This window comes from Methylocaldum sp. GT1BB (assembly GCF_051027545.1).
Lineage (GTDB): Bacteria > Pseudomonadota > Gammaproteobacteria > Methylococcales > Methylococcaceae > Methylocaldum.
The window spans coordinates 529,662-549,075 of the sequence record NZ_CP194902.1 but is presented as its reverse complement, the minus strand read 5'-3'; the positions used below and the strand labels follow the sequence as shown (position 1 = coordinate 549,075).

Here is a 19,414-nt window from a genome sequence, read left to right as displayed (position 1 = left end):
GGTCGGATTTTAGAAGATTTTTCACCGCCATCTTGCGACATGGTATAGGAAACGCCGCCCTACACCCCGCAAAATGGAGGCCGAAAGAGTTGTAGGTCGGCAATCCTTTGCCGACAAATCCTGCGTCGGCAAAGGATTGCCGACCTACAGCAGCTTCGGGCGTACACCACATTGGTACATGCGCTCGCAAGGAAACCGAGGGACGGGGGCATTCCCCTGAAAAGCGATAGAAGCAGGACAACCCTTTAACTAACAAGGAGAAATACGGGTGCTGAACTACTTGGGTCTTATTCCGCTTTTCCCATTGATCGGTTTTCTGATTCTGGTGGCGAGTCAGGGGAATATGCCGAGGCGCTGGGTGCCCTGGATCGGCGCCGGATCCGTCGGGTTGTCGGCGGTGCTCGCGGCGCTGGTCGGCATCGAGTTCTTGAGCGGCTCGCTCGAACCCTACCGTCAGACGCTGTGGACCTGGATGCGAGTGGGCCATTTCGCATCCGGCTTCTCGCTTTATCTCGACGCCTTGTCGCTGAACATGATGTTCGTGGTGACCGGCGTCGGATTTCTCATCCATGTCTACTCGGTCGGCTTCATGGCGGACGATGCCGGCTACGCCCGTTTCTTCGCGTACATGAATCTTTTCGTATTCGCCATGCTAGTCCTGGTTTTGGCGGACAACCTGGTGCTGTTGTACCTGGGCTGGGAGGGCGTCGGTCTGTGCAGCTATCTTCTGATCGGCTTCTGGTACGAGAATCCGGAGAACGGCGCGGCGGCCCGGAAGGCTTTCGTGATGACGAGGGTAGGCGATACGGCGATGGCGATAGGCCTGTTTCTTCTGTTCGCGCGGCTCGGCACCCTGGATATTCAAGCACTCTTGAACAGAGCCTCCGCGGCCTGGCCGGTCGGCTCCGGTATGGCCGCGCTCGCCGCCCTGCTGCTATTGGGCGGCGCGGTCGGCAAGTCGGCCCAATTGCCGCTGCAAACCTGGCTGCCCGACGCCATGGCCGGTCCGACGCCGATCAGCGCCCTGATCCACGCCGCGACCATGGTGACCGCCGGGGTTTATCTGATCGCCCGCACCCACACCCTGTTCGAACTGGCGCCCGCAGTGCTGCAATTGGTCGCCGCGGTCGGTGCCGTCACCCTGCTGATCGCGGGTTTCACCGCGCTGACCCAGCGCGATATCAAGCGGATTCTGGCGTACTCCACCATCAGCCAGATCGGTTACATGTTTCTGGCGCTGGGGGTGACCGCGTTCTCGTCGGCGATTTTTCATCTGACGACCCACGCCTATTTCAAGGCGCTCCTGTTCCTCGCCGCCGGAGCGGTGATTCACAGCTATCACCACGAACACGACATCTTCCGCATGGGAGGACTCAGAAAACGGCTGCCGATCGCGTTTTGGAGCTTCGTCATCGGCAGCGCCGCCCTGACCGCTCTGCCGTTCACCTCGGGCTATTTCAGCAAGCACGAGATCCTGGCTTCCGCCTTCCATGCGGAGAACGGCTTCTGGTTCTGGGCTGCCGGAACGCTAGGGGCGCTGTTGACCGGCATCTACAGCTTTCGGCTGGTGTTCATCGCCTTTTTCGGCCCGGAAAACGAGCGGGCTTCGGAGCATCTCGGGTTCGCCATGAGTGTCCCGCTCATCCTGCTGGGCGCACTGGCCTTGCTGGGCGGATTTGTTTCCATGCCGCTGGGTTCGGTGTTTCCGAGATCCGAACCGGGCGAGTTGGGATTGATCGCCGGCATCTTCACCGATCTGGCGCCGCTCGTCGGTGTGGGTATCGCGGTTCTCCTCTATCTGCTCCGAACCTACCCGGTCGAAGCCCTGACGGAAACCCGATGGGGCGATATGCTGCACCGCTTCTGGTTTAGCGGCTGGGGATTCGATTGGCTGTACGGAAAGCTGCTGGTCAACCCGTTCCGCTGGCTGGCCGCCGTCAATAGCAGCGATATCGCGGACGATATCTACCGGGGGATCGCGGCCGCCAGCCAGTATGCGCATCGCGCGTTCGCCGCCACCCAAACCGGACAATTGCGCTGGTATGTCGCCGCTTTCACGGGGGGAACCGTGTTGGCCATCGCGCTGGGGATTTTGTCGTGATGCTCGCAGCGCTGATTCTGGTGCTGGCGGTCGGCGGCCTGCTCGCCTGGCAGGCGGAGCGCTACGGTGCGAACGCCCCCCGCTGGATCGCCCTCATGACGTTGATAGTGGACGGGGCGTTGCTGATCCCTTATTTCGCCGGCGGCTTTCCCGAAGCCGGCGTTTGGCTGGACGATATCCGCCTGCACTGGATACCCCGCTTCGGCATCAGCTTTCATCTCGGACTGGACGGCGTCAGTCTGTTGCTGGTCGCCTTGACGGTTTTTCTCGGTCTCATGGCCGTGGCGGCGTCCTGGACCGAGATCAGGGAGCGGGTGGGGTTTTTCCACTTCAATCTCCTGTGGACGCTGGCCGGCGTGCTAGGCGTGTTCCTCGCGCTGGATCTGTTTCTATTCTTCGTGTTCTGGGAAATCATGATCGTACCCATGTATTTCCTGATCGCGCTGTGGGGACACGAGAACCGGGCTTACGCGGCGATCAAGTTCTTTTTGTTCACCCAGGTCTCGGGACTCTTGATGTTGCTGGCCATGGTGGTTCTGGTGATCATCCATCAACGAGATGCCGGCGTTTATACCTTCGACTACTTCGACCTCTTGCAGACGAGTCTCGAGCTCAATACCGCCTGGTGGCTGATGCTGGGATTCTTCATCGCCTTCACCGTAAAACTGCCGGGCGTGCCGTTCCATACCTGGCTGCCGGACGCGCACACCCAGGCGCCGACCGGGGGCAGCGTCATTCTGGCGGGGGTGATGCTGAAAACCGGCGCCTACGGCTTGCTGCGTTTCGTGATCCCGCTGTTTCCCGAAACCGTTGCCGATTTTTCCCCCATCGCGATGGGATTGGGCGTGGCCGGCATTCTTTATGGCGGCATGCTCGCTTTCGCGCAGTCGGACATGAAGCGACTGGTCGCTTACAGCAGCGTCAGCCACATGGGATTCGTGCTGGTCGGGCTGTTTGCCTGGAATGCGCTGGCGCTGCAAGGAGTGGTGATTACCTTGCTGGCCCACGGCATTTCGTCGGCCGCCCTGTTCGTCCTGGCCGGCGCGGTGCAGGAGCGCGTCCATACCCGCGACATGAATCGGATGGGCGGGTTATGGACCGACGTGCCGCGCATGGCGGCCATCGGATTGTTCTTTTCCGTGGCTGCGCTCGGCATGCCGGGGCTCGGCAATTTCATCGGCGAGTTCCTGGTGCTGCTGGGCGCTTACCGGGTGGATGCCGCCATGACGGCAGCCGCGGCCTTGGGTTTGATCATAGCGCCGGTTTATTCGCTGATCCTGATTCAACGGGCTTTCCACGGCGAAACGCGGGAGATTCATCGAATCCGCGATTTCGGCGCGCGCGAATTGGCCCTGATGGGTTTTCTGATCGTGGCGACGGTTTGGATCGGGATGTATCCGCAGTCCATGCTGGACGTCTCCGATACGTGGCTGAAGAATAGTTTGAGAGGCTGGGGAGAGGGCGTCGCCCAACAGAATGATTCGCAACCGCCGGGCGAGCGTTTGGCGGATCGGGGAGAGCCATGATCACCGCAACCGATCTTCTCGCGCTTTTGCCTTTGATCGCGCTGTCGGCCGTGGCGGTGATCGTGATGCTGGCCATCGCCGTACACCGCAATCATCGTCTCGCCTTCCTCCTGACGGTCGCCGGCATTCTGATCTCGCTGATCACGGTCCCGCTGGTTTCGGATCTCGTGCCGAGGCTGATCACGCCGCTCGTGCTGGTGGATCGCTACGCCCTGGTCTTTACCGTCATGGCCTACGCCGCGGGCCTGGTCGCGGCGGTGCTGTGCTGGGAGTATTTCCGCGTTCGCGAGGGCCACCAGGAAGAAGTATATCTGCTGATTCTGACGGCGCTGCTGGGTGCCGGAGTTCTGGCGGCCGCCCATCATTTTGCGTCGTTCTTCCTGGGGCTCGAGATCCTCAGCGTGTCGCTGTTCGCGCTCATCGCCTATCCGCTGCGCGAAAACCGGGCGTTGGAAGCGGGCATCAAATATCTCGTGCTGTCCGGCGTAGCCTCGGCCTTCCTGCTGTTCGGCATGGCCTTGGTCTACGCCGAGACGGGCACCATGGAGTTCGCGGTCTTGGGCGGGAGGCCCGGAACCTTTCCTTCCGTCATCGGAACTATCCTGATCCTGGTGGCCGTGGGTTTCAAACTATCGCTGGTGCCCTTTCATCTGTGGACCGCCGACGTCTATCAAGGGGCGCCGGCGCCGATCACGGCCCTGCTCGCCACGGTTTCCAAGGGCTCGGTTTTTATCCTGCTGCTGCGCTACGGACTGGAAAGCGGCGTTTTTCGCGTTCCGGTGGTGGGCGTACTTCTGGCCTTGATCGCCGTGGTTTCCATGCTGGTGGGCAATTTTCTCGCCTTGCGGCAGAACAATGTCAAGCGCATTCTGGCCTATTCCTCGATAGGTCACATGGGCTATCTGCTGGTGGCGCCGGTCGCGGCGAACGTCGTTGGCGGAAACTTGGCGGCCGAGGCGCTGCTGGTTTATCTCGCCGCTTATTTCGCCATGACGCTGGCGGCATTCGGCGTGGTGACGGTGATGAGTCCGGCCGATCGCGAAGCGGAGGAATTGGACGATTATACCGGCCTGTTCTGGACTCGTCCCTGGCTCGCGACCGTGTTCAGCGTGGCGCTCCTCTCTCTGGCCGGCATACCGCTGACCGCCGGATTCATCGGCAAGTTCTATTTGTTCACCGCCGGAAGTCATGGGGCGCTCTGGATGTTGCTGGGCGCGCTCATCATCGGCAGTGGACTGGGGCTCTACTATTACATCCGCATCGTCTTTCAAATGGCCCAAGCGCCCGCCGCGCTGCAAGCGAGACCGAAGGCCCGGCCGGTCGGGGCGCATCTGGTATTGGCGATATTGCTTCTCCTGATCTTCGGCCTGGGCGTTTATCCGGCCCCCTTCATCGATCTGCTGCATCCGGAGATCAACGTTCCGAAGCAAAGCGCCGCGCAGCAGTAGGTCGGCAATCCTTTTCCAATCGCAAACGGGCGTTTAGAGCGTTTTCCGAATCGGTGTAAGGGATTCGGATATGTAGGTCGGCAATCCCTTGCCGACGTATCGGCTCGGCGAAGGGCTTTGTCGGCAAGGGATTGCCGACCTACGTTCTCCCCTCCCGGAACGAATCTGTACACCGGGATGGAAAACGCTTTAATCGGCCCCTTCCAATCGCAAACGGTCGCTTTAGTCGCGACCCTTCCAATCGCAAACGGCGTCTCCGGGAGCGCCAGAGCTGCCCTTCCGACAAAGCCCTTCGCCAACTCGGTGTGTCGGCAAAGGATTGCCGACCTACGAATTTCCCGATCCTCGCCGCTGAACGGCGGTGAAAAACACTCTAACAGGCCATTTGCAGTCAATCCTTCCGTGCGAGTGGAAACTGCTCCAAGAACCCTTCGCCAAAAATAATCCAATCCTCATCTGATTTTAATTTTTCCCTCGGCAGTTCGCTCATCTTGCTCCCGTAGGCTAATGCTCGAAGGCTGTCTCTGTCTCCGTACTCGGCAGCCTTCTCGATGTCGCGAGGAATAACAAGAGGTTCACGAACATGCCACTCGGTTTTGGAATCGTATTCAGAGGACTTTACAAACAGTATGGGCACACAGTGATCGTGTTGTTGAGATTTCTGGACATCGCGATGCTGCTGGCCGCTGCTTGGGTCGCCTTTTATTTCTGGCATCAGAAGCCGGTCATCGATCAGGACCATAGGGTCGTGATCGCTCTCGGCATTCTGGGAGCCATCATTTTCTTCGAGATCGGGCAGATTTATCGCCCGTGGCGTAACGATGCGATGCGGGGGGAACTGGTCCGCATCCTGCGAGCCTGGCTATTCACCTTGATCTCGGTCGTATCCATCGTCGCCCTGGTCCGCTTGCATGTGTGGCTTGGTTCCAGCTATCGCTGGATCGCGACCTGGGGCGTGCTGGGCTTTCTGTTCGTCGTTCTCTCGCGAGCGGTGCTTTCGCGCGTGCTCCGGATATTGCGCGCCCGCGGCTGGCAGCAAGGCCGGATCGTGATGGTCGGGCTGAACGAGATGGCGATCGCCGCGAGCCGGCAGTTGAACGAATCGCCGTGGGCCGGTTTGCAGGTGATCGGTTATGTCGACGACCGCGCCAATCCCAGAGGGCTGGCCGGAGATGTTTCCCTGCCTCGGCTCGGCGGGCTCAAGGATCTGGCGTCCCTGGTGACGCGCGAAGCCATCGACGAAGTCTGGGTTGCGTTTCCGTTCAAGGGCGAGTCGCGCGCGGAGCAGGTGCTTCACGAACTGCGTCATTTGCCGGTCAGCATCCGGCTGGTGATCGACTGCTTCGCTTTCAAGATGAGCAAGTTCCTGAATCTGAACGAAGTCGCCGGCATCCCGACGCTCGATATTTCGGTGTCGCCGTTGCACGGCATCAACCGCTACATCAAGGAAATCGAAGACCGTCTGTTGGCACTCGTTCTCCTGATCCTGGCAAGCCCGGTGATGCTGTTCATCGCCGTCGGGGTAAAACTCAGCTCGCCGGGGCCGGTGTTCTATCGACAGGAGCGGGTAGGTTGGAACAATCGCTCGTTCGTTATGCTCAAGTTCCGGTCCATGCCGATGAACGCGGAGTCGAAAACCGGTCCGGTCTGGGCGAAGCCCGGCGAAAACCGCGCCACGCCGTTCGGGGCCTTCCTGCGCAAGAGCAGCCTGGACGAACTGCCGCAGCTCATCAACGTACTCATGGGCGACATGTCGCTGGTGGGTCCGCGGCCCGAGCGCCCGGATTTCGTGGAAGTGTTCAAGGATCAGGTGCCGAACTACATGAAGAAGCACATGGTGAAGGCCGGCATCACCGGCTGGGCGCAAGTGAACGGCTGGCGCGGCGACACCGACCTGAACAAGCGCATCGAGCACGATCTTTATTACATCCAGAACTGGTCGGTCTGGTTCGATCTGGAGATCGCCATGAGAACCGTCGTGTCCGGCTTCGTCAACAAGAACGCCTATTGATGTGGGCCTTGCGGGAAAGGGGTAAGCATCCATGATTGCATCGTCATTTTCGAATTCGTTGGTCGGGAAGCCGGGGGCGCTGGCCGGGATTCTGGTGCTGTGGCTGTCCGTTTTTCTCCCCGGCTGTTCGCTGACCCCCGGCATGGATATGAAGCGGGGCAGCGATATCTCGGACGCGACCGTGCCGGTCATGAAGGACGGCAAGCTGGTCAAGGAGAAGGTCAAGATCGTGCCGATCACCGCCGATTTGATCATCGAGCGGGAAAACGCAAGACTGCAAGACGCCAGTAAGCTCACCCTGCCGAGCTCGGAAGCGGGGGCGGGGCCGTACCGGGTCGGGCCGCACGACCGGTTGCAGATCACGGTTTGGGATCACCCCGAGCTCAACGATCCGGGCGGAGAGAAGATTCTGCCCGAACTGGCGGGCAAGGTCGTTCAAGATGACGGCACGATCTTCTATCCCTATGTCGGCACCGTTCACGTGGCGGACAAAACCGTGTCCGAAATCAGGGATCTGTTGAGCGAGGGGCTTTCCAAATATTTCAAGAAGGTCAAGCTCGATGTCCGCGTGCTCTCGTTCGAGGCCCACAAAGTTGCCGTGGTCGGCGAGGTGAAACATCCGGGGGTCCAGTCGATGGTGGATACGCCGCTCAATGTCGCGGAAGCCATCAGTCGCGCGGGCGGCGTGACGGCGGAGGCGGATTTGAGTCACGTGACCTTGTCGCGCGGGGAAAAGCTCTATCCGATCAACCTCCAAGCCCTTTATGAACAGGGCAATAACGGCCAGAACTTGCAGCTGATGGACGGCGACGTGCTGAACGTACCCGATCGCTACCACAGCAAGGTCTTCGTCACCGGCGAAGTGGGGCGGCAGCAGGCGCTGCAAATCCACAAGGGCAAAATGACGCTCGCCCAGGCTTTGTCGGAATCCAACGGAGTCGACTTCAATACCTCCAACACGGAGGAGATTTACGTCATTCGGGCCGGACAGACCAAGCCGGAAATTTTTCAGCTCGACGGAGAATCGCCCGATGCCATGATTCTGGCCGAACAATTTTCGCTGCAGCCGCACGACATCGTTTTCGTGGGTACGGCGGGTGTCACTCAATGGTCGAGGGTACTCAACCAGTTGCTGCCGTCGTCCTTTAGCCAGGTCATGACCCGAGGGGCGTTTTATGGGTTCTAGCCCGGTCGCCGGAAGCGCTTCGTCTTTCGACTTCTCTCCCGAAGCAGAACCCGCAGTAGGTCGGGAATCCTTTCCCGACGCTAATGGATACTACCGGCACCTTCGTCGGCAAAGGGTTGCCGACCTACAACTGACGGTTCGTCCGAGATAAGCCTGGCCGGCGTGAAATCGAAGGGGCGTTTGTTGTTCCCGGCAAATGGCTTCGAAGATACGAATGGACTTCAGTCTCTTTCAACCGAATCGATATGTGGATTGAGTCATGAATATGCACGGACATAACGAGATTAGCCTGCTCCCGCCGCCGAACCTGTCGCGGATCGAGGAGCCGAGCGTCAGCATCAGGGACTATGTCGATCTGTTGCTCGAAGGCAAGAAAACCATCCTTCTGACATTGCTTTCGATATTGACGGTGACGGTGGTCTATCTGATCTTCGCGCCCCGCACGTACAAGGCGGATGCCCTGTTGCGGATCGACAAGAACAAGGCACTGCTCACGGCCCCGCTCCGCAGCGAGGCCAGCAAGTCTCCGGCCGAGGCCGAAAATCCGAGGGCGCAGCGGGAGGTCGAAATCCTGAGATCCCGTTCGGTTCTCGGCAAGGTCGTCGACGGTCTGAATCTGACGGTGGAGGTCACGCCCAGGTATCTTCCTCTGATCGGCGAGACGCTCGCGCGCTGGCACGATCCGCATGACGGCGTGGCCGGCGCCTGGTGGGGCTTCAACCGCTGGGCCTTCGGCGGCGAGAGGATCAAGGTCGCCGAGTTCACCGTTCCCGATCGGTATCTGGGAAAAGACTTCACCCTGATCGCTCTGGACGGCGGGCGCTTTCAACTGCTCGACCCCAAGGGAGAACCGGTGGGCGAGGGACGGGTAGGCGACAGCGTCGAGATCGATGTGGGCGAAGCCGTACCGGTCGTGATCAAGGTTTCGGAACTCAAGGCCCATCCCGGCACTTATTTCGATCTGACCCGGGAAAGCCGACTGACGGCCATCGAAAAACTGAAGAAGGCGTTCACCGTCAAGGAAGCCTCCAAGGATACGGATATTCTCAACGTCGAACTCAAGGGGCGCGAGCCTGAGCAGCTCGCCAAATCGGTCAACGACATCGCCACGACCTATGTAAATGCGACGGTGAACTGGGAATCGGCGGAAGCCGGGCAAAAATTGGCCTTCCTCGAAAGCCAGTTGCCTGTCGTGAAGGAGCGTCTGGAACGGGCGGAGCAGGCATTGAGCGCATACCGGCAGCAACACGGCGCGGTCGACATCTCCGCCGAGGCCGAGGTGCTCTTGAAGCAGGCGGCGGAAATGGAAACCCTGGGCATCCAGCTCAGACAAAAGTACGAGGAACAGACCCAGCGCCTTACGGACGCGCACCCCGACATGATGGCGACCAAGGCCCAGATCGGCCGGGTCGAGCGCAAGCTGGCGGACCTCAACAAGCGGATCAAGGAGCTGCCGCGCACGCAGCAAAACATGGTGAGCCTGTCGCGCGACGTGCAGGTCAATACCGAGCTGTATACCTCGCTGCTGAACAGTGCCCAGGAACAGCGCGTGGCCGCCGCGGGATCGATCGGCAATTCCCGTATCGTCGATTTTGCCGTTATCCCGGAAAAACCGCACTGGCCTAAGCCGATGCTCCTTATCGCCATAGCCACGGTGCTGGGCATGACCTTGGGGGCGGCGATCGTATTCCTGCGCAATTCGCTGCAGCGTCACGACAATTACCCGGCACTGCTGGAATACCGGGTCGGGATTCCCCTTTACGCGGCGATACCGCACAGCAAGAAGCAAAAGCGTCTGGCGAGATTGGTCGATCAGGATCAACCGGCGGTGCTGGCCAGCCAGGCGCCCCACGACATTTCGGTCGAATCGCTGCGCGCCCTGCGGACGACTTTGGAAGCCACGCTCGCCAGCGGCGAAAGCAAGATCATCATGATCAGCAGTCCCGCGCCCGGCATGGGTAAGTCTTTCGTCAGTTCGAATCTGGCTGCGCTGTTGGCCAGCATCCGGAAGCGGGTGCTGATCATCGACGCCGACCTCCGCAACGGTCGGCTGCATGAAGCCTTTTCCGTTCAGAAAGAGCAGGGGCTCTCGGATCTCCTTGCCGGTACGGCTTCTCTGGCCGAGACGATCACCAGCCTTCCCGAGGTGGGAGTGGATTTCATCTCGAAGGGGCGGAACGTGTCGAACCCCGCGGAATTGCTGGTGCTCGGCGGCCTGGACGCGATCCTGGAGGACCTGAAAGCCTTCTACAACCACATCGTGATCGACTCGCCGCCGATCCTGGGTGCCACCGACGCCGCCATCATCGGCAAACACGCCGACGCCACCTTCCTGGTGGTCAAGGAAGGACGCTACACCGCGCAGGAACTGGAGGTCAGCTTCCGTCGCTTCCAGCACGTGGGCATCAAGCCGAACGGCTTCATCATGAACGACATGAAAGAAGGGTCGTCGTATTACCCGTATTACGGGTATGCGTATCCGAAGGCGGTTTAAAAGGATTTTGGTTTTTTCTAGTGTGAGGAAGCTGGTTGATGTTGGGCAAGCACGTAGATGTTCGCCTTCGGCGGGGATTTGTTTTAAAGCGGGGTGTCGCCCCGCACGCGGACTACGCTGCGAAGTCCGTCCGTGGACTTCGCCCTTCGGGCCAGCGTTCCGCTGTCCCAATTCGCTCCTGGCGAATTGGTCTTTTGCTCGGCCAAAAGAAAGTAGCCAAAGAAAAGGCCGCCCGGTTGCCGCTTGAATCCTGTGCTCCTCGCTTTCGGCGAGAGGCGATCGAAGGGCCATCCTTGGCCCTCGATCGCCGCGCAGAATCCATTCTGCGCCCCTTACGGGTTATTCCCGCCGAAAGCTCCGGTGCTCGGCGCGGCAAACGGGAGGAAAACACACGTCTTTGTCCGCTTAAACAACTCTATCCACACTCCACTGGCGAGATCGGCAATCGCCTCACAGTAGTCTGTTTCGGGATTGACCATTGTTCGATAAAAAGGATTTCGGTCTCCTTCCCGTATGGCGACCCCGAGCATCGGAGCCTCGGACCGGAACAGCCTGAAAGGGCGCGCGAGGGATCGCGCGCGGCGACCGAGGGACAGGGATGGCCCTTCGGTCGCCCCCGGTCCGAGGCGAGAAGCGCAGGATTAAGGGCGCCATTCGGGCGGCCTTTCTTTTGGGTACTTTTCTTTGGCCGCACAAAGAAAGGTATCTCGCCGGCGGGGCGAGACCCGCATCCAAATAACCCGCCGCATTAGCGGCACCATTAAAGAGAGCTTTGGTTGGCACTGCAAACAGCCAAGAAACTTTATAAACGATGAAAATCCGACTCGAAAAAGACCTACCCGTACTTCTGATCGCTCTGGTGAGCGTGTCGGCTCTTGCCTCGCTGCCTCAGGTCGAATCGGCGTGGAACGGGGTCAAGGAGGTTTACGGAGAGCAGGATTTCGGGTTGCGCATCTTGCGCGAAGTGATGCTGGTGGTCGTGGTCGGCTATGCGGCGCTGGAACGGCGGTTCTGGAACGGCGCGGCGACCGGTTCGATGTTCGCTTTTCTCGCGGTGGTCGCGAGTTATGCGCTGTTCGAGGTCGCCTACGCGCTGTTTCTGGATTTGCCGCTGGTGGTGCCGATGTCGGGGCTTCGCGTGTTCGAATACCTGCCGCTGGCGCTGATCGGCTTCATGACGGCGCGGCTGGGCGCGGCCGAGACGGTTATTCTGAAGTTCACGTCTTACCTTCGTTATTACATCGTCCTGCAAGGCGTGTTGGCCATTGCCCAGGCGCTGTGGGCGCCGCCTCTGGTCGGCGTGTCGATTCTGGGCGGCGGCCGTCCGTTCGGCACTTTCGTCAGTCCCAATCTGTTCGGCGCGGCGATGTCGACCTGCACACTTTTCTTTGCGCTGGCCGAAGCCCCAAACGTCCGGAAATGGATGTACGCGACCACCTTCCTGGCCTTGCTGAGCGGCTCTCGGACGGCGCTGCTCAGTTCCTTCCTGGTTCTTTTCTTTCAGTTCTTTTCGAAGGTCCGTCCCCGCGACCGCTGGGCCCTGGTTCTGCCCGCGCCGGCGCTCGCGGTTGGTGCACTGCTGTTGGCTTCGAGTCCGCTGCTGAGCGGCCGGGACGATGCCGATCCCACGCAGGACGGCCGCATCGCGCTGTGGCAAAGAATGCTGAGCAACAATATCAATGACATGCCGGATCTTCTGTTCGGCTGGGGGCTCGGGCTAGGTTCCAATACCATCAACGTTTTGTTCGGCGCCGAACATTTTCCGGGGCAGTTCGATTCTGACAGCCTGTATCTTTTTCTGCTCAACGGGTACGGCTTGATCGGCCTCTTGGCTTATCTGGTGTTCGTCTGGATGTCCGCCAAAATGTCCGGTTATCCGCAAAAGGGATTGGCGATGACCTTCATTGTCGTGGCGGGTTTGCCATTCAATCTTTGGGAGTATTTTCCCCAGAATGCGATGCTGATGTTCCTGTGGGGCGCGGTCGTGGGAACCGCGCGTGCGCCGAATTTACAGCCGTCGCGGGCGACGGCGGCGAGTTACCGCGGCTATGGCGAACAAATCCGTTAAACCCTCGTCGGGACGGCGAATCTTCGGAGACGCCTCTTGGGCATTGCTCGGCCAGGTTGGGTCGGGCGTGGTGCTTCTTTTGGGCACCCGGATCATCACCGAATTGGTTTCGCCCGAGGTTTACGGCCAGGTCGCCTTGCTGACCGGCATCGTGGCGCTCGGCGTCGGCATTTTTGCCTATCCGTTTATCTGTGCGGGAATGCGTCTGCTGCCGGAGTGTCTGGAACCGGGCAAGCGGTCGGCGTTGCACCGGGTCGTCCGCGGTCTGGCCGCGCGTTCAAGCACAGTCGCCGTGTTTTTTCTGGCGTTCGGAGGGGCGGCGTACAGCCAGATGACCGGGTTGGATCCCTGGTTGTTCGGGGTCGCTGCCCTGCTTTTTTTAGCTACCGTGCGCCGGGAAATAGGATTCCAATTGTTGATCGGCGAACGCCGGCAGCGCGAAGCCAGCCTTTGGCAGACCAGCGACGGCATTCTGCGGCCGCTGTTCGCCATTCTGCTGGTGTGGTACTGGGGGCCGAACGCCGCCTGGGTGCTTTTGGGTTATGCCTTTGCCAGTATCGCCTCAAATACGGTCTGGTCGTTCGTTCACAGGCCCAAACGGAGCAAAAGGATCCGGCATCGTCCGGCAGTTCTGCGGAACCTAAAACGGGACGTCAGGGCTTATGCGGTGCCGCTGATTCCGATGGAACTCTTGTCCTGGTTCAGCGGCCTGGGCGACCGGTATATCGTCGGCTATTTGATGACGGCGGCGGATGTCGGCATCTACGCGGCCGCATACACCCTGACCAACGAGGCGTTCAACCGTAGCGCCATCGTGCTGTTGCGCACTTTTCAGCCGGTGTACTTTCAGCATTTCTCGGCGGGCCGGAAAGAGCAGGCGTTCAAGATCTTCTGGATTTGGCTGGGTTGCGTCGCCGCCATGGGCATAGCGGGCGTCGTGGCCCTGGTGGTGCTGAAAGACTGGGTGGCCGGCTTGCTGCTGGCGGGGAGCTATCACTCCGCGGCCGTACTGATGCCCATCATCGGGGCCGGTTGCGCGCTGCAAGCCTTGGGTATGGTGGCCTCGCAACCTCTGCTGGCGGTCAAGCGGACGCGGCCCTTGCTGGTCGGCCGTTTGTGCGGGGCCATCGCCGCCGCCGTCGCCATACCCTTAATGATTCAGAAATACGGCCTGATTGGCGCGGCCATGGCCGCTCCCGTTTATTTCGGCATCGAGGCCTTCGTCATGGCCATGCTGGCGAGGCCTTGGCGGATGATGGGCGCGGCTCGGCGGGAGGGCTTGTATCCGGAGCCCGAGGCTACAAGTTGTTGAACGGAGCGGATGATCCGAATCTGGAAGATTCGCCTTTCGAAATTGATTTCAACCCAGAAGTTGTGAAAAACCGTAGCGAGCGGCCCGCCTCCGCGCCGACAAATCGGCACGACAGCCGATTTGCACGGCAGTGCCGCCCCCGGAGGGTGCCGCACAGGGAACGTGCGGCATGACAAGCGCAGGCGTACATTGGAGTACGTTGAGCATCGCAGGAGTGGAGGCGGGCCGCGCAGTAGGTTTCTTCACAACCTCGTATTCCATAGGAGTTAGGTAAATGCCCGTACCTCTGTATTTTTTCTCTGATATCGCCTGGGACGAGAGCGATGCGGTGCTGGCATCGACGGGTTCCGCCATATACGGAGACATTCTGCGGGAATGCGTTGCCTGCGGCAGCGAGAATCTACGCTTTTGGCGAAGGAAGCGTTACCAGTACACCCTGGACAGCAGCGTCGAGACCTTTCATATCTGGCGCTGCTCCGATTGCGGTACCGGTTTTCTGAATCGGCCGCCTCATGCGGATTGGCTGAAAACCATTTACCAATACTCGGGCCAAGCGCTTACCGAACCGGTGACGGTCGCGGACATCCTCGCGCGCGAAGCGAAATTCCCCAACATCACGGTCGACGCCGCACGCATGGCGCGCGATGCGGATCGGTATAACGGTTCGGGAAACAAACGAGCGCTGGATATCGGTTCGGGTTTCGGATTCTACACGCAGGCCCTCAGAAGAGAAGGTTATCGCACCGTCAGCATCAATCCCGGCAGATATGAAAATGCCGTTTTCAAGGAGCTCAACGGGGACGAGCCGATACCTCTCATGTTCGACTCCTTTCAGGATTCAGAACCTTATGGGGTAGTCATGATGTCGCAGGTGCTGGAGCACCTTTTGGGACCGGAACAGGCGATCAGGAAAGTATCCGGACTATTGGCACCGGGCGGCGTTCTGGCTTGTGCCGTGCCCAATTTCGAATCGTTTAACGTGAAACTGCTCGGTACTCAGGATAATGCCTGTTTATGGGTGCCGGAACATGTCAATTACTTTACGGAAAAAGGTTTGAGATTACTGCTCGAACATAACGGACTTAAGGTGGTGAAAATGGAACAGACAACCAGAATTCAACCGAAGGCACTGGCAAAACGCATCAAAGCCGGACAGATGTTGTCGTCTTTTCTGGAATCCCTGGTGATAAACCTGCAAAAGCCGTTTTCGCAAGTTGTCAATTCGCTGGGAATGGGCACGTATATCAGCGTATACGCCGTCAAATCGTAGCTGGTTCAACGGAAGAGATGAAATGAATAATCGTATGCTGACCATCGTGATTTTGACCAAGAACGAGGAAGACAATCTCCCCCGTTGCCTGGACGGGATACCCAACCGATACCCCGTCGTGATCGTGGACTCCGGGAGTACCGACCGGACGATTTCGATCGCGAAAGAGCGCGGCTGCACGGTTTACGAAAATCCCTGGCCGGGCTTCGCGGAGCAGCGCAACTTCGCGCTGCAGCGCTGCAATATCCGAAGCCGCTGGGTTTTATTCGTCGACGCGGACGAGATTTATCCGGTTAGATTCTATAACTGGTTCGAATCGCAGATCGCCGCCTCGGATTCGATCGATGTCGTGATGGCGCCGTCGATTCTTTATCTGCGCGGGAAACGGCTCGATTACGCTCCGGGTTACCCGATTTATCATCCGAGACTGGTGCGCAGGGATACCGCAAAATTCGTTACCAATCATACCGGTCATGGCGAGGCCGTGCTCGATACTTGCCGTATTTCGTATTCGCCCATTCCTTACGACCATTATTTCTATCACGGCGAAATCATCGAATGGATGCACAAGCATGTCGGCAAAGCGGCGCAGGAAGTGAGGCTGCATCCCACCGCGGGAGCCGTGATGACGGCGCGCGGCCGCTTGAGCGTTTGGCTCGGGCGCTCGGTATTCAGGATATTCGCCAGATTTCTGTATCACTTCGTACTGCGGCGGGGTTTTTTGGACGGCGCCGCAGGGCTGGAGTTCGCTCTGATGTTCACCTGGTATGAGGCCACCATATACCTGCAAGCAAAGGCGGACGCCAATCGGAAACCGGTTTCTTCGGAGGGCGTGACGCCTTGCTCGAAAGTCATCCTTGAATAAAGGAGGAGGTATTTGCTATGAAGTGCTCACTTATTCTAGCGACGCTTGGAAGGGATATAGAACTGATTTATTTCTTGAATTCATTGCAGAATCAGACTTATCGAGATTTCGAGCTGATTGTCATCGACCAAAACAGAGACGGAAAAATAGATTCCGTCATCGCATCCTGCAAGACCCGCTTTCCGGTAAATCACATAAAAGTGGACTTCAAGGGAAATTCGAGAGCCAGAGATTACGGCATCCGCTTTGCGCAAGGGGATATCATCGCATTTCCCGACGACGATTGCGTTTACGAAAAAGACGTTCTGAAAAAAGTGGTCGAGGAATTCCGGGATAAACCGAACATCGCCATTTTATCGGCCGGTTCTTACGATTTTTCGGAAACCCGGTTCAGTATAGGCGTCAATTCGAAATGGCCCAGATATTTCTCCCAGTTCTATATGATGGGCGTCGAGTTTACCCACTTTTTCAACCTGAAAAGGATGGATCGGAGCGAGTTTTATCTGGATCACGAGTTCGGAATAGGGGGCAAATATCCGGGCGCCGAAGGATTCGAGTTGCTTTACCGGTTGCTGCGCGCCGGAAACAAGGCTTTTTATGACCCGGACATAAAGATATATCATGCCGATAAGGACAATTATAAAGTCGGCACGGACAGGATGCTTTTGTATTCCGCAGGGGTCGGCGCCTATATCCGGAAGTTCACGAACGAATATGATTTGTCGATGCTGTATTACATTGCGAGAAAAATGTTTGTCGCACCCGTGATAAAAATGATGGTGGCCGCGGTATTGATGAATCGGAAAAGGTTCGTTTATTCCTATAACAATTTGATCGGCGTATGGCGGGGCTTTTGCGCATATGGGAGATACGGCCATGGATAATGTGATGGATGTAGGGGTCGTTTCGACGCACATTCCTCCCGCCAAAGGTTATGGCGGCGTATCGGTAACGGCCGCGGTCTTGACCAAGGCATGGGCGGAGTCGGGGCTCAAGATTTCGCTGGTATCCTCCAGCGAATCGATCGACCGCCGGCTGGAACCGTCGGACGTGCGATTGGGCGATACGGTGGAGGTCGGTCTGTACCGGTCTTATGGGTTCAAGCGCTGGGGGTTCGGGCTCGGGGCCATCCCCAAGCTGTTCGGATTGTGCGTCAAGGCGCCGGTCGTCTATATCCATGGCATCGCCACCTGGCCGTCCACGCTTGCGGCCATCTTCTGCGTGCTGCTTAGACGCCGTTTCATGGTTGCGGTGCACGGCGGTCTGATGCCCGAGCACGTCGCCCTGATCCGCCGGCGGAAACCGCACAAGTGGCTGTTCTATAGATGGCTCACGTTTCCCACGTTACGGCGAGCGATCGCCATTCATTGCACCAGCGAGACCGAAGCGGAAGGGGTCAGGAATGTCCTCGGCGAGGATGCCCGCATCCTGCTGGTTCCGAACGGCATCGACAGCCGGGGCGTGACGGTTGCGGATTATCCCGAGGGAGAAGGCATACAGATCTGTTTTCTCGGCCACATTCAGCAGGAAAAAGGCATCAACGCGTTCATCCGAGCCTGGCTCAGGACCCGGCGCGAAGCCGACCGCCTGGTGGTCGCCGGACGCAGCGTGGACGGGGCTTATTTCAAGGAATTTCAGGCTCTGGTCGAGCAGGCCGGCGGGGCCATCCGTTATCGAGGTTATCTCGGACAGGCCGAGGTCGCGGCGCTGCTGGCGGACAGCCATTATCTCGCGCTTCCGTCCGGCCTCGAGGAAACCGGCGGCATGCGCGAGAACTTCGGCAACGTGGTGGCCGAAGCCATGGCCGCTGGACGGCCGGTCCTGGTCGCCAGAGGCTTGGCTTGGGATCATGTCGAAGCCATGGCCGCCGGCTTCATCTTCGACCGCAGCGAAGATTCGGCATGCGAAATCCTGCGCCGGGCGCAGTCGTTGAGCCGAACGGACTGGGAACGGATGTCGGAAAACGCTAGACGGTACGTCGAGACGCATCTCGATCCGGTAAGGCTTGGCGAGCAGGTCTGGCGGGTGCTGAAGGGCTCCAATACGACCGCTTCGTCTCAGGAAATAGCCCTTTGCAGGCCGGAATAAGCTCTTCGACAAGCTCAGGATAGACCCTTCGACGAGCTCAGGACAGGCATCCCGTACCCGGCCGTTTCCCCGGCACAAGACCGTATTCACTCGCATTACTCGGAGTTTTCGCATGACCAAGATCGGCCTGATTGTTCCAACCCTGAATGCAGGCGGCCTCTGGAAAACCTGGCTCGCCGCGTTCGATCGACAAACCCGAAAGCCGGATTGCCGCCTGGTCATAGACTCTTCGTCCAGCGACGACACGGCTGTCCTGGCGCGTTCCCACGGTTTCGCCGTGCATGTCATCGCCAAGGCGGATTTCAACCATGGCGGAACCCGCCAGTTCGGGATCGGCCTTTTGCCGGAAGCCGAGATCATCGTCTTCCTGACCCAGGATGCCTTGCTCGCCGGCCCCGATGCCATCGAGCGCCTTCTGGAAGCGTTTGCGGACGAGCGGGTCGGGGCTGCATACGGACGGCAGCTTCCTCATCGGGACGCCAGGCCGATCGGCGCCCATGCTCGTCTTTTCAATTACCCACCGCAGAGCCAGGTGCGAAGCTTCGATGATCGCCGCCGGCTCGGCATCAAGACCGCGTTCATATCCAATTCGTTTGCCGCTTACCGGCGCAGTGCTCTATTCGCGGTGGGCGGGTTTCCCACCGACACCGTCATGAACGAAGACACCTTCGTCGCCGGAAAAATGCTGCTGTCGGGCTGGAAAATCGCCTACCGCGCGGATGCCCAAGTCCACCATTCGCACGACTATTCTTACGCGGACGAATTCAAGCGCTATTTCGATATCGGCGTGTTTCACGCCCGCACCCCTTGGTTGCAGCAAACCTTCGGAAAAGCGGCCGGCGAAGGTCGGCGCTACGTCCTGTCGGAACTTCGCTATCTCGTGAAAAACGCGCCTTGGCTGATTCCGTCCGCCCTGCTGCGGACCGGCCTCAAGTGGCTGGGCTTCAAAATGGGAAGTTCCTTGCACCGGAAGCTGCCCTTGTTTCTCAACCGGCGTCTCAGCCTGCACCGAGCCTACTGGCGTCGGGCTTTGCCATAACTCCGT

Annotated in this window: 13 protein-coding genes; all 13 read left to right on the top strand. The window is 59.1% G+C overall.

Annotated features, from left to right (window positions below):
* Window positions 1–268: 268 nt before the first annotated feature.
* Window positions 269–2,101, top strand: coding sequence for an NADH-quinone oxidoreductase subunit L (gene nuoL, locus ACR2TX_RS03705; RefSeq protein WP_077731731.1), 1,833 nt, complete (start codon window positions 269–271; stop codon window positions 2,099–2,101).
* A complete protein-coding gene (gene nuoM / locus ACR2TX_RS03700) occupies window positions 2,098–3,627 on the top strand; it encodes an NADH-quinone oxidoreductase subunit M (protein WP_434131245.1) in 1,530 nt (509 codons plus the stop codon). Before nuoL ends, nuoM begins: the two co-directional genes overlap by 4 nt.
* Window positions 3,627–5,075: an NADH-quinone oxidoreductase subunit N gene (locus ACR2TX_RS03695; protein WP_434132401.1), complete on the top strand. Its 1,449-nt coding sequence runs from the start codon at window positions 3,627–3,629 to the stop codon at window positions 5,073–5,075. The genes nuoM and ACR2TX_RS03695 overlap by 1 nt, the downstream gene beginning before the upstream one ends.
* A 583-nt stretch (window positions 5,076–5,658) precedes the next feature.
* Window positions 5,659–7,086 carry an undecaprenyl-phosphate glucose phosphotransferase gene (locus tag ACR2TX_RS03690; protein ID WP_156880785.1) on the top strand — a complete coding sequence of 476 codons (1,428 nt, stop codon included), beginning with the start codon at window positions 5,659–5,661 and terminating at the stop codon, window positions 7,084–7,086.
* A gap of 31 nt (window positions 7,087–7,117) precedes the next feature.
* Entirely contained in the window at window positions 7,118–8,272 is a 1,155-nt protein-coding gene (locus ACR2TX_RS03685) for a polysaccharide biosynthesis/export family protein (RefSeq protein ID WP_434131242.1), read from the top strand.
* Window positions 8,273–8,531: 259 nt separating this feature from the next.
* The gene (locus ACR2TX_RS03680; RefSeq protein WP_347258247.1) at window positions 8,532–10,766 is read left to right on the top strand and encodes a polysaccharide biosynthesis tyrosine autokinase; all 2,235 of its coding nucleotides are present in this window, start codon (window positions 8,532–8,534) and stop codon (window positions 10,764–10,766) included.
* An 811-nt stretch (window positions 10,767–11,577) separates the two neighbouring features.
* Window positions 11,578–12,834, top strand: a complete 1,257-nt coding sequence (locus ACR2TX_RS03675) for an O-antigen ligase family protein (RefSeq protein WP_086133647.1) — start codon at window positions 11,578–11,580, stop codon at window positions 12,832–12,834.
* A complete protein-coding gene (locus ACR2TX_RS03670; protein WP_434131240.1) occupies window positions 12,815–14,146 on the top strand; it encodes a lipopolysaccharide biosynthesis protein in 1,332 nt (443 codons plus the stop codon). Before ACR2TX_RS03675 ends, ACR2TX_RS03670 begins: the two co-directional genes overlap by 20 nt.
* 274 nt (window positions 14,147–14,420) lie before the next feature.
* Window positions 14,421–15,416 carry a methyltransferase domain-containing protein gene (locus ACR2TX_RS03665; RefSeq protein WP_156880787.1) on the top strand — a complete coding sequence of 332 codons (996 nt, stop codon included), beginning with the start codon at window positions 14,421–14,423 and terminating at the stop codon, window positions 15,414–15,416.
* Window positions 15,417–15,438: 22 nt separating this feature from the next.
* Window positions 15,439–16,281: a glycosyltransferase family 2 protein gene (locus tag ACR2TX_RS03660; RefSeq protein WP_347258251.1), complete on the top strand. Its 843-nt coding sequence runs from the start codon at window positions 15,439–15,441 to the stop codon at window positions 16,279–16,281.
* Between the two features lie 17 nt (window positions 16,282–16,298).
* The gene (locus ACR2TX_RS03655) at window positions 16,299–17,165 is read left to right on the top strand and encodes a glycosyltransferase family A protein (protein WP_086133646.1); all 867 of its coding nucleotides are present in this window, start codon (window positions 16,299–16,301) and stop codon (window positions 17,163–17,165) included.
* Window positions 17,158–18,369, top strand: a complete 1,212-nt coding sequence (locus ACR2TX_RS03650; protein ID WP_434110314.1) for a glycosyltransferase family 4 protein — start codon at window positions 17,158–17,160, stop codon at window positions 18,367–18,369. Before ACR2TX_RS03655 ends, ACR2TX_RS03650 begins: the two co-directional genes overlap by 8 nt.
* Before the next feature lie 112 nt (window positions 18,370–18,481).
* Window positions 18,482–19,408: a glycosyltransferase gene (locus tag ACR2TX_RS03645; protein ID WP_156880788.1), complete on the top strand. Its 927-nt coding sequence runs from the start codon at window positions 18,482–18,484 to the stop codon at window positions 19,406–19,408.
* Window positions 19,409–19,414 lie beyond the last annotated feature (6 nt).